We start from the raw sequence: 11,533 nt of genomic DNA on the forward strand, positions 1-11,533 counted from the left end.
CACCTTTCTCACACTGGAGTCATGAACGCTGAGGTTCGGGACCATGTGGATGTCGTGATCGTGGGCGCGGGCTTGTCCGGCGTCGGTGCCGCCTACCGGCTGCAGACCGAATGCCCGGGCAAGAGCTACGCGGTCCTGGAGGCGCGCGACGCCCTGGGCGGCACCTGGGATCTGTTCCGCTATCCCGGGATTCGCTCCGACTCCGACATGTTCACCCTCGGCTATCCGTTCAAGCCGTGGCGCGACGCCAAGGCCATCGCCGACGGGCCGTCCATCCTGCGCTACATCAAGGAGACGGCCGCCGAGTTCGGCATCGACCAGCACATCCGGTACCGCACCAAGGTCGTCGCGGCCGAATGGACCTCGCAGACCTCGCGCTGGACGCTCACCCTGGCCACCGAGGCCGGCGAGCGCACCATGACCTGCAATTTCCTCTACACCTGCGCGGGCTACTACAACTACGACCAGGGCCACGCCCCCGAGTTCCCGGGTGCCGCCGAGTTCGCCGGGCAGACCGTGCACCCGCAGTTCTGGCCCGAGGACCTGGACTACACGGGCAAGCGCGTCGTGGTGATCGGCAGCGGCGCCACCGCGGTGACCCTGGTCCCGGCCATGGCCGACACCGCCGCCTCGGTCACCATGCTGCAGCGCACCCCGAGCTGGATCAGCGCGGTGCCCGGCCGCGACAAACAGGCCGACAAGATCCGCGAACTGCTGCCGGCGGACTTGGCGCACCGGGTCATCCGCACCAAGAACATCCTGTTCAACATCGGGTTCTACCAGTACTGCCGACGCCGCCCGGAATCCGCGCGCAAGCTGCTCACCGGCCTGACCACCCGCATTCTCAAGGACGAGCGGGCGGTCGCCGAACACTTCACGCCCGCCTACGACCCGTGGGACCAGCGCCTGTGCGCGGTACCCGACGCCGACTTCTTCAAGGCCATGAAGAAGGGCAAGGCCGAGGTCGTCACCGACCACATCGACACCTTCGTGCCCGAGGGCATCCGGCTGAAGTCCGGCCGCACGCTGCCCGCCGATATCGTCGTCACCGCCACCGGCCTGCAACTGCTCGCCTTCGGCGGCATCACCCCGATCGTCGACGGCCGCAAGGTCGAGTTGTCGGAGCAGTTCGTGTGGCAGGGCGCCATGCTCACCGGCATCCCGAACTTCGCGGTCTGCCTGGGCTACACCAACGCCTCCTGGACGCTGCGCGCCGACCTCACGCACCGGCTGGTCTGCAAGGTGCTGCGCCACATGGACCGCAACCGGTTCGGCGCCGTGGTCCCCGAGCCCGAGGGCGATCTCGCCGAGCGCCCGCTGCTGGATCTGGCCTCCGGCTACATCCAGCGCTCCATCGGCGACTTCCCGCGCCAGGGTGATCGGCATCCCTGGAAGGTCCGGCAGAACTACCTGCTCGACACGGCCACCACCATGCGCACCAACCTGCACAAGACGCTGACCGGAACCCGCGCGCGCTGACCGGGAATTCCGGGGGCGGGTCGGTAGGTTCTCAGTTCCGAGCCCGAGAAAGGAACTGCATGGCCGACGACTGGAACGCCAAGATCATCGAGGAATTCCGAGCCAACGACGGAAAGGTGGGCGGCCCGTTCGAGGGGCGCGACCTGCTGCTGTTGCACACGACCGGCGCGAAATCCGGTCTGCCGCGCGTCAACCCGCTGGCGTTCCTGCGTGACGGCGGAAACCTCGTGATCATCGCCTCGGCGGCGGGCGCGGACAGCAACCCGGACTGGTACCACAACATCCTGGCGAACCCCGAGGTGACCGTCGAACTCGGCACCGGCGACCTCCAGGCCACGGCCACCCCGATCACCGGTGGGCCGGAGCGGGACCGGCTCTACGCCGCGATGGTCGAGATCATGCCCGGCTTCGCGGATTACGAGGCGAAGACCTCGCGGGTGATTCCGGTGGTGGCCCTGACACCGGCGTGACGATCCGCTGCCTCGCACTGAATCGTAGTGCGAGGCAGCGTGTTCGGACTGTGTGCTCGAGCTCGAGGGTGCCTCTCCGCGGGCGTGCGCCCGACTGGTCAGGCCGCCGGGCCGGGTGCCGTGTCGCGGCGTGCGGTGGAGCGAGCCCGGACGGCCGCCTCGACTTCCGCCACGGCGGTGCGGATCATGTCCCCGTAGGCGTCCGCGCCGAGGGTGTGCAGGCAGGCGCGCGCGGCGTCGAGCGCGTGCTGCGCGGCCTCGAACGAGCCGAGCTGCCGGTAGTTGTCGGCCAGGTTGAGGTGCAGCGACGGATAGAAGCCTGCGACGTCGAGCGAGGAGTGATGCTGTCGCGCACGCTCGTTGGTCAGGCTGTCGGCGGCGTCGAGCGCGCGGACGTCCCAGGCGAGGGCCTGGGCGGCGTCGTCCTGGAGGTCGGCCAGGAAGTGCGCGAGGGTGCAGCGATGCAGCGGATCACCCTGGGGGCCGAGGGTTTTCCAGATATCGGTGAGTGCGGCACGTGCCGCGCCCGGGTCGCCGTCGCGGCCCAGGCCGACCGCGCCCATGATCGCGTCCATCGTCGAGTCGGTGGTGCTCATGCGGAACTCCTTGTACAGAGGGGTATTTCGGGCAGGAAGAACCGGCCGGAGTGCTGCTCCGGCGCGGGTGGGGGATGGGTCAGGGAAGGCGGATCGGCATGACCAGGGTGGTGAGGTCGCCGTCGGTGGCGGAGCGGACCACCACCGGCTGGTCGGGCTCGGCGAGGTCGAGCATGACGTCGGGGCCGACGGCGCCGAGCAGAGCGGGTCGCAGGACCTCGGGGGCGAACGCGATCTCGAGGGCCGGACCGGCGACGGACGCGGGCAGCCTCCCGTAGTCGCGCACCGTGAATTCGGCTGGGCCGATGGCGAATACGACCGGTGCGCGGTCGATCGCGGTGAGCAGCGCCGCGCGATCCACGACCACTCGCGTACGCACCGCCGCCAAGCCGGCGAGGATGGCGCGATAGTCCGGGAAGGGCTCGGCGATCAGGGCACAGCGGTGCTCGGTGCCGTCGGCGACCAGGACGAGCGCGTCCTCGGTGACCGACGCGCTCACCGCCTCGACCTTGCGCAGCTGATCCGCGGCCGTGCACAGCGCCTCCGCCTCCACTACCGCCGACCAGCGGCCGCCGGGTTGGCTCGGCACCAGGGTCCGGGTCGTCAACCGGTAGCGATCGGTCGCCGTCACCCGCACGGCGGTCTCGTCGGCTTCCACGAATATGCCGTTCAGCACCACGAATTCGCCGCCGCGCGCCGCCGCCGGGCGTACCTGATCCACCGCCTCGGCCAGCGCGTTGCCGCCGACGACCACGCCGCCCAGTCCCCGCTTGATCGCCGCGGCGACCTCGGCGGCCGCCCGCGCGCGTTCCTGGAGCTCGCGGACATGCGCGTCCAGCACCCGCACCGCCTCGAACGGTTCACCGTCCAGGATCCGGGCCACGCCCTCGAGCGGCACGCCGATCTCCCGCAGCCGCCGCAGCGCGATCGCGCGCCCGCACTGGTCCTCGGTGTAGAAGCGGTAGCCGGTCACCGGATCGACCCGGGCCGGCGGCAACAGGCCGCAATCGTCGTAGAACCGCAGCGCGCTCGCGGTCACCCCGCTGGCCCGTGCCATCGCCCCGATCGTCAACTCCGTCACCCGGCCATCATGGAGCCTCAGGTAACTCGAAGGTCAAACGCCGCGGCTATTTGCCGCCCGGCGTGTAGGGAATGCCGTCCGCGGCCGGGGCCACGGCCCGGCCGATGAACCCGGCGACCACCACCAGCGTGACCGCGTAGGGGAGCATGCCCAGGAACTCGGTGGGGATCGGATTGCCGGGCATGGTGTTCAGGAACCGTTGCAGGGCGCTGGAGAAGCCGAACAGCAGCGCGGCGGTGAGCACGCCGAACGGATGCCAGCGGCCCACGATCATCACCGCCAGCGCGACGAAACCCAGGCCCGCGGTCATGTTCTTGCTGAACGAGACATTGTTGGCGATCGTGAAGAAGGCGCCGCCGAAACCCGACAGCGCCCCGGCCAGGGTGACGTTCCAGAAGCGCAGCCGATTCACGTTGATCCCGGCCGCGTCGGCGGCGGCCGGGTGCTCGCCGACCGCGCGGGTGCGCAGGCCCCAGCGGGTCCGGAACAGCAGGAAGGCCACCAGCGCGACGCTGGCCAGCGCCACGTAGACGAAGACGTTCTGGTCGAAGAGCACCGGCCCGAGAATCGGGATGCGGGCCAGCGGGCCCAGCGCGTCGCCGACGCGCTGCACGGTGGCGGGCTGGTTGAGCGAGCCGTCGGCGCGCATCAGCCGCTCGTAGAGGAAACCGGTCAGGCCCAGCGCCAGCAGATTGAGGATGATGCCGGTGACCACCTGGTTGACCTGGAAGCGGGTCGCCAGCCAGGCCAGCAGCAGGGTCGAGCAGATGCCGCTGAGCATGGCCGCGAGCATGCCCGCGTAGGCGTTGCCGGTTACCGAGGCCAGCAGCGCGGCGGTGAAGGCGCCGGTCAGGAACTGGCCTTCGATGCCGAGATTGATGACGCCGGAGCGTTCTGCCACGACACCGGAGAGGGCGCCGAAGATGAACGGTAGCGCCAGGAAAAGGGTGGTCGCCAGCACGAATTCGACCGGGAACCCGACGCCGGGGGTGACCGTCCAGGACAGCGCGGCCAGCACGAGCGCGGCCACGCCCGCGCCGATCAGGGCCTGATCGCACCTGGTCACCACCGGCTTGGGCAGCACCAGCAGCGCCGCCCCGGCGACCACCGCGAGGCCGCTGAGCACGGCGACGACCCCGATCGTGCCGAGGGTCCAGCTCGCGTCGACGGTCTGATCCAGGCGGTAGGTGGTGGTCCGCCCGTCGTCGACGAGCAGCAGGCCCAGCGTGCCGAGCAGCAGCCCGGCGCCGATCAGCCCGGCGGCCGCCCGCGTGCGCCGCCGGAAAGCCTTGTCGGACACCTGCGGTTCGGTGCCGGTCGATGCGTTCACCAGCCCCTCGCTTCCAGAGTGTTGAGCCCGCCGCGCGGTGTCCGCAGCCGCAGCAGGGTTTTCACCAGCGCGGGTGCGGCGATGAACAGCACGATGACGGCCTGCAGCAGGGTGGACATCTCCACCGGGATCGCGGGCTGCATGTGCAGGGTGCCGGACTTCAGCGCACCGAAAAGCAGTGCGGCGGCGACGATTCCGCCCGGATGCGCGCGGCCGAGCAGGGCCACGGTGATGCCGTCGAAGCCGTACTCCACGGCCGTGCCGGGATTGACGGTGTAGGGGCTCAGGCCGAGGGCCAGGGCCGCGCCGCCGAGCCCGGCCAGGCCGCCCGCCACGCCCATGGTCGTGGTGAAGGTGCGGCCGATGTCCATGCCCGCGGTCTCCGAGGCGTGCGCGTTGGCGCCGACGGCGCGGATCCGGAAACCGAACGTGGATTTACTGAGCAGCCACCAGGTTCCGGCCGCCAGCGCGAAACCCAGGAGCAGGCCGATGCTCACCCGCAGCCCCGATCCGGCCCAGCCCAGCAGCTGCGGCAGCCGGGCCGAGACGGCCACCGGCTTGGACACCAGCTCCTGGGAGGTCACCGAGTGGAGGAAGGTGGTGCCGAGCGCCCACATCAGGAAATAGGCGGCGATATTGTTCAGCATGATCGAGGAGATGACCTCGTGCGCACCGGTTCTCGCCTTGAGATAACCGGGCACCGCGCCCAGCAGACCGCCCGCCAGACCGCCGGCCAGCAGCGCCAGCGGCAGGTGCAGCACGGCCGGCAGGTCCACCGCGAAGCCCACGATGAGCGCGCCGAGCATGCCGAAGATGAACTGCCCCTGCGCGCCGATGTTGAACAGCCCGGCGCGGAAGGCCAATCCGACGGCCAGGCCGGTGAACAGCAGCGGCGTGGCGTAGGTGAGCGTCTCCGAGAGCGGCCGCAGGACCTGGGCCAGCGTGGCGTCCCCGGCCAGGAACTGTTGCAGGCGACCGAAATCCAGGATCGAACCCTGGAACAGATCCTGGTAGGCGGTGCTCACGGCGTACCAGGACGAGCTGAACGCGTCCGCGGGGCGGGCGAACAGGTAGCTCCAGGTGCCGCGCACGCCCGGGTCGGAGACGATGATGAGCAACGCGCCGATGGCGAAGGCCAGCAGCAGCGAATAGATCGTCACCATGACGTTGTTGGCTTCGGTCAGATAGCGAACGAAGGTGGGGCCGAAGCTTTTTCGCCGGTCTTCGGTCTCCGCGGTCGTCGTGTCCGGGTTCATGCCTCGTCCGCCGCGGTCTCGGGCCGGTGGCCGATCATCAGCTGTCCGATCTCGGCGCGCGGGCTGTCCGGCGCCACCTCGCCGACGATGCGGCCGTTGTAGATCACCGCGACCCGGTCGGACAGCGCCAGAATCTCGTCCAGCTCGGCGGAGATGAGCAGCACGGCGGTGCCGGTGTCGCGCTCGGCCACCAGCCGGGCGTGAATGAACTCGATGGCGCCGATGTCCACGCCGCGGGTCGGCTGCGCGGCGACCAGAACCTTGCGCGGCCGGGAGAATTCCCGCGCGATGATGACCTTCTGCTGGTTGCCGCCGGACAGCGCGGACACCCGCTCGCCGGGGCCCTGGGTACGAATGTCGAACTCCGCCACGGATTTGGTGGCGACCGCGCGCACCGCCTTGTCGTCGACCACGCCGCGCCTGGACAGCGGCGCTTCCCGGTACTGGTTCAGCACGATGTTCTCGGCCACCGTGAAATCGCCGACCAGGCCGTCGCGGGCCCGATCCTCCGGAATGTAGCCGAGTCCGGCCGCGATCCGGCGCCGCGGCGACCAGCGGGTGACCTCGGCGCCGGTCATCTCGATGGCGCCGGCGGCCGGTGTCAGGGTCCCGAGGACGGCGCGCGCCAGTTCCGTCTGGCCATTGCCCTCGACGCCGGCCAAGCCGACGATCTCGCCCGCGCGCACGGTCAGGTTCAGGCCGTCCAAGACCGGGACGCCGCGGTCGTCGAGCACCGTCAGGTCCGTGATCCGCAGCGCGTCCGCGGCCGGTGCGGCGGGCGTCTTCGCCACGGTGAGTGAGACCTCGCGGCCGACCATCGCCGCCGCCAGCTCCGCCTCGCTGTCGGTGGGCGCCGCCTCGGCGACGACCTTGCCGCGCCGGATCACCGTGATGGTGTCGGCCACCGCCTTCACCTCCTTCAGCTTGTGGCTGATGAAGATGATCGACATGCCCGACTCCGCCAGGCTGCGCATGATCGCCAGCAGTTCGGCGACCTCCGGCGGGGTGAGTACCGCGGTCGGCTCGTCCAGGATCAGCAGCTCGGTATGGCCCGACAGAGCTTTGACGATCTCCACCCGCTGCTGGACGCCGACCGGCAGGTTCTCACAGATCGCGTCCGGATCCAGGGCCAGGCCGTAGCGCTCGGAGACCTCGAGAACCGCGCGCCGGGCGGCGTCGCGATCGAGGATCCCCGCCTTGACGTGCTCACGCCCGAGTTGCACGTTGTCGGCGACGCTGAACGGTCCGACCAGCTTGAAATGCTGATGCACCATGCCGATTCCGGCCGCGATGGCGTCGCCCGGCGAGCGGAAGCGCACGGGTGCGTCGTCGATCAGGATCTGCCCGTCGGTGGGCTCCAGGATCCCGTACAGCATGTTCATCAGCGTGGACTTGCCCGCGCCGTTCTCGCCGAGGACGGCGTGGATCTGGCCCGGCAGCACGGTCAGGTCGATCGCGTCGTCCGCGACGAAATCGCCGAACTTCTTGGTCAGTCCGCGTAACTCGAGGCGCATACGCTGCGGTTACTTCGGCGCGGCAGGTGAGGTCACGGTGACGGTGCCCGCGATGATGTCGGCCTGCAGTTGCTTCAGCTCCTGCTTGAGCGCGTCGGGGACCTTGCTGTCGAACTCGTAGAACGGGGCGAGCGCGACGCCCTTGTTGTTCAGGGTGCCCACGTAGCGGCCGTCCTTGGCACCCTCGTTGAAGGCGTTGTCGATCGCGACGCGGATCGCCGAGGAGATGTCCTTCATCGAGGAGGACAGGATAATCTGCTTGTACTCCGGGACCGCTTGGTAGCCATCGGAATCCACCCAGATCATGGTGGCGTTGCCCTTGTCCTTGATTGCCGAGGCGCCGCCCAGGCCGACCGGGCCGGCCACCGGATGCACCACGTCCGCGCCCTGGGCCAGGAAGTTCTCGGTCAGCGAGCGACCCGCGCTGGTGTCGTCGAAATTGCCGGTGAACGAACCCTTCTGGGCCGCGGTGTCCCAGCCCAGCACCGCGGTGTTGGTGTTGTGGGTCTGGTTGTACTTGGTCACGCCCGCGGCGAAACCGTCCATGAAGATGGTGACCGCCGGGATCTGCATGCCGCCCCAGGTGGCGACCTTGCCGGTCTTCGTGGTGCCCGCGGCGAGATAGCCTGCCAGGAAGGAGGATTGGGCGGCGTTGAACTCCATCGAGTACACGTTCGGTAGGTCGACGTGGGTGTCGACGATCGCGAAGCGTTTGTCCGGGTTCTCCTTGGCGACCGTGGTGATCGCGTCCGCCATCAGGCCGCCCACCCCGATCACCAGGCCGCAGTCCGCGTCGTCGGCCGAGGCGCGCAGGTTGGGTTCGTAGTCGGCGGTGCTGTTGGACTGCCGGTAGCTGCCCGAGATCGCCTTGTTGGCGTCGACCGCCGCCTTGACGCCGTTCCAGCCGGATTCGTTGAACGACTTGTCGTCCACGCCGCCCGCGTCGGTCACCATGCAGGCCCGGAATTTCGCGTCGGCCGAACCGTAGGTATTGCCGGATCCTTTGGCGTCCTTGTCGGCCGGCGGAGATCCGCAGGCGGACAGGAGCACGAGCGCGGCGGCGGCACCGCCGGCGACAATGGTCTTCAAGGCAGTGGCAGATCTCATCTGCTCACATTTACCCGATCGGCCGTGTGCGCGATTGAAATTGAAACATTGCTTTACACAATCTCGGTCTCCGCGCCGCCGTGCGCCGCCCGCACGAATGCCGCACACGCCGCCGCGACCTTGTCGCCGCGCCCATCCTCCACACCACTGTTGACATCGACGGCGAACGGCGCGACCATCGCCACCGCCGCGCGCACGGTGGCCGGCGTGAGCCCACCCGCGAGAATCACCGGACACCCCAACTCCGCCACAATCCGCGCACTGATCGACCAGTCATGCGTCTCCCCGGTACCACCGAGCCGCTCCGCGGTCCGCGAATCCAACAGCACCCCATCACAATCCGCCGCGGCCTCCCGCGCCACCTCCAACGCCTCACCCCCCGTCACATGCACCGCCCTGAGCACCCGCCGCCCACCGGCCCCCCGCTTGACCCGCCGCAACGTCCCCGCATCAACCAGCCCATGCACCTGAATCGTATCCACGCCGACCCGCTCAGCCAGCTCGACAATCGCCCCCGCCTCCGCCAAATGCGTAACCAGCACCCGATCGACGAACGGCGGCGTCATCCCCACCAACCGCCGCGCCCCCTCGACATCCAACGCATCCTCACTGAAATGCGTAACCCCACAAATAAACCCCACCGCATCAGCCCCACCCGCCACAGCCGCCCGAAGATCCCCCTCGGACCTGATCCCGCAAATCTTCGCCCGCACGGTCATACGCCCAAACCCTAGCCCAGCCCCCACCTGCACTTGCTCGTCGAACACGAGCCGCGGCAACGCGGCTGGGCTGATTCGGTTCAGCGCGTGACCGCCCCGACCGGGCCTGCACTTGCTCGTTGGTCCCAGGCTGTGGCAACGCGGCTGGGTTGATCCGGCCCAACGCGTGACCGCCCCGACCGGGCCTGCACTTGCTCGTCGGTCCCAGGCTTTAGCAGCGCGGCTGGGCTGATCCGGCCCAACGCGTGACCGCCCCAGCCGGGCCTGCACCTGATCGTCGGAAACAAGCTGCGGTAACGCAGCGTGGCTGATCCGGTTCAACGCGTGACGGCCACGCCGGGCCTGTACTTGCTCGTCGAACGCAAGCTGCGGCAACGCGGCCCGGCTGAGGCGGTCCAGCGCGTGACGGCCTCAGCCGGATCTGCACTTGCTCGTCGAACGCAAGCTGCGGTAACGCGGCGCGGCTGATCCGATCCGACGCGTGCCCCCTCAACGGGCCTGCACCTGATCGTCGGACCGAGGCTGCGGTAACGCGGCTGGGCTGATCCGGCTCAGGCTCGTGATCGTCCCGGCGGGGTCATGTACTAGATCGTCGGACGCGTTCTGCGCGTGGATCGTAGTGAATTCTCCGGGCGGGATCGCTTGGCTCAGTGCCGAATTGCCGCGTCCGGTGGAGGTACTGGGCGAGCTTGTCGGCGAGCGCCGTGTGCGACGTCGAGCACGGCAGCAGACTGTCGGGTGCCAGGGACCGGCCAAAGTTCACCGCGCAGGCGCGATCGTCCTAGTGCGTATGTTGTATACGTTGCCAATCAGGAGCGCTATACCGGCGCTGGGACCGGGCCGGTGGCGGTTCTCTGGCGTGCGCTACCGACTGTCGCATATGGCCATCCCATATTCAGGGCAGTTGAGGAACGCCGCGGACGGGGCCGTGACGCGACGGGGCTTGCGTAGGCGCTATCGGCGGTCGCGACTCAGGGCCAGCCCGCACCCGGGGCGGGAGCGGGGAAGACCACTACTCGGCCGCTATGGGAGTTGGTTTCCTCGCCGTATCGCTGGCCGACCACGTACAGGCGTGGGGAGGGGTCGCGGCTCAGTGCGCAGGCGAATGCGCCGCGGTCGAGGGTGACGGTGGAAAGTATTGTGCCGCCCTCGGCGATTCGGACGCAGTGGCGGTTGCCGACGTCGGCGTACCAGAGGTGGCCTTCGGTGTCGAAGCAGATGCCGTCGGGGTGGTCGCCGGGGGTCGGGGCCCATACGCGGCGTGCGGTGAGGCTGCCGTCGTCGGCGATGGTGAAGGCGGTGAGTTGCTCGGCGTAGGACTCGGCGACTACCAGCGTTTCGCCGTCCGGGCTGATGGCCATTCCGTTGGGGAAGGCGAGATCGTCGGCAACGCGGCGTACCTCGCCTTCCGCGCCGACTCGCACCACCAGCCCCGGCGCGACTTCGCCGCCGGGAAAGTCGAATCCGATGTTGTTGACATAGGCGTTGCTGTGCTGGTCGACGACGATGTCGTTCCACGGCGTGACGGCCACCGCGCTCAGCTCCGCGTGCGCTTCGAGTTCCCCGCCCGGTTCGCGGCGCAGCACCCGCGCGTGCGTCGAATCCACCAGCAGCATGTGGCCGTCGGGCTGGAAATCGAAGCACAGGGGGAACGACTCGACGCTCGCCATCACCTCCTGCCCGCCGTCCTCTCCGACCCGGATCACCTGCCCCGCAGCCCAATCGGCGAACCACAGCCGCCCGTCGTGCCACCGCGGTGACTCGCCGAACGCGATTCCTTCCACCAACACCTCGGATGCGCCCACTTCTGATTTCCTCTCCTCGTCGACAGAAATGCTGACGGGCCCGGTGCCGAGAACTCATCGCCTTCGGCCCACGCACGGAAACGCTGCCAACCTATCCCTGGCGCGCCCCGCAAAACGCCCACCGCGCCGAGAAGCGGCGACACGTCAGCGCCGCCACCAAGCTTTTGGTACACCCA

10 protein-coding genes are annotated in these 11,533 nt (G+C 69.1%); 2 read left to right on the forward strand and 8 right to left on the reverse strand.

Annotated features, from left to right (window positions below; all coding sequences use genetic code 11):
• The first annotated feature begins 21 nt into the window (after window positions 1-21).
• A complete protein-coding gene (locus AB0I43_RS30585; RefSeq protein ID WP_356980237.1) occupies window positions 22-1,479 on the forward strand; it encodes an NAD(P)/FAD-dependent oxidoreductase in 1,458 nt (485 codons plus the stop codon).
• 59 nt (window positions 1,480-1,538) lie between these two features.
• Window positions 1,539-1,949, forward strand: coding sequence for a nitroreductase family deazaflavin-dependent oxidoreductase (locus tag AB0I43_RS30590; protein ID WP_356980236.1), 411 nt, complete (start codon window positions 1,539-1,541; stop codon window positions 1,947-1,949).
• Window positions 1,950-2,047: 98 nt separating this feature from the next.
• Here AB0I43_RS30590 and AB0I43_RS30595 read toward each other — a convergent pair whose 3' ends face one another.
• The 8 genes from AB0I43_RS30595 to AB0I43_RS30630 form a co-directional block, all read right to left on the reverse strand.
• Window positions 2,048-2,545, reverse strand: a complete 498-nt coding sequence (locus AB0I43_RS30595) for a hypothetical protein (protein WP_356980235.1) — start codon at window positions 2,543-2,545, stop codon at window positions 2,048-2,050.
• Window positions 2,546-2,624: 79 nt separating this feature from the next.
• The gene (locus tag AB0I43_RS30600; RefSeq protein ID WP_356980234.1) at window positions 2,625-3,626 is read right to left on the reverse strand and encodes a MerR family transcriptional regulator; all 1,002 of its coding nucleotides are present in this window, start codon (window positions 3,624-3,626) and stop codon (window positions 2,625-2,627) included.
• 46 nt (window positions 3,627-3,672) lie between these two features.
• Window positions 3,673-4,956: an ABC transporter permease gene (locus AB0I43_RS30605; protein ID WP_356980233.1), complete on the reverse strand. Its 1,284-nt coding sequence runs from the start codon at window positions 4,954-4,956 to the stop codon at window positions 3,673-3,675.
• Window positions 4,953-6,212, reverse strand: coding sequence for an ABC transporter permease (locus AB0I43_RS30610; protein WP_356980232.1), 1,260 nt, complete (start codon window positions 6,210-6,212; stop codon window positions 4,953-4,955). Before AB0I43_RS30610 ends, AB0I43_RS30605 begins: the two co-directional genes overlap by 4 nt.
• Entirely contained in the window at window positions 6,209-7,726 is a 1,518-nt protein-coding gene (locus AB0I43_RS30615; protein WP_356980230.1) for an ABC transporter ATP-binding protein, read from the reverse strand. Before AB0I43_RS30615 ends, AB0I43_RS30610 begins: the two co-directional genes overlap by 4 nt.
• Window positions 7,727-7,735: 9 nt before the next feature.
• Window positions 7,736-8,833 (reverse strand): BMP family ABC transporter substrate-binding protein, encoded by a 1,098-nt coding sequence (locus AB0I43_RS30620; RefSeq protein ID WP_356980229.1) that lies wholly within the window; start codon window positions 8,831-8,833, stop codon window positions 7,736-7,738.
• A gap of 53 nt (window positions 8,834-8,886) precedes the next feature.
• On the reverse strand, window positions 8,887-9,552 hold the full coding sequence (locus tag AB0I43_RS30625) for a phosphoribosylanthranilate isomerase (RefSeq protein ID WP_356980228.1): 666 nt from the start codon (window positions 9,550-9,552) through the stop codon (window positions 8,887-8,889).
• Between the two features lie 971 nt (window positions 9,553-10,523).
• A complete protein-coding gene (locus AB0I43_RS30630; protein WP_356980227.1) occupies window positions 10,524-11,357 on the reverse strand; it encodes an SMP-30/gluconolactonase/LRE family protein in 834 nt (277 codons plus the stop codon).
• Window positions 11,358-11,533 lie beyond the last annotated feature (176 nt).

It is taken from the genome of Nocardia sp. NPDC050435 (assembly GCF_040655395.1).
In the GTDB taxonomy this organism is placed as follows: Bacteria; Actinomycetota; Actinomycetes; order Mycobacteriales; family Mycobacteriaceae; genus Nocardia.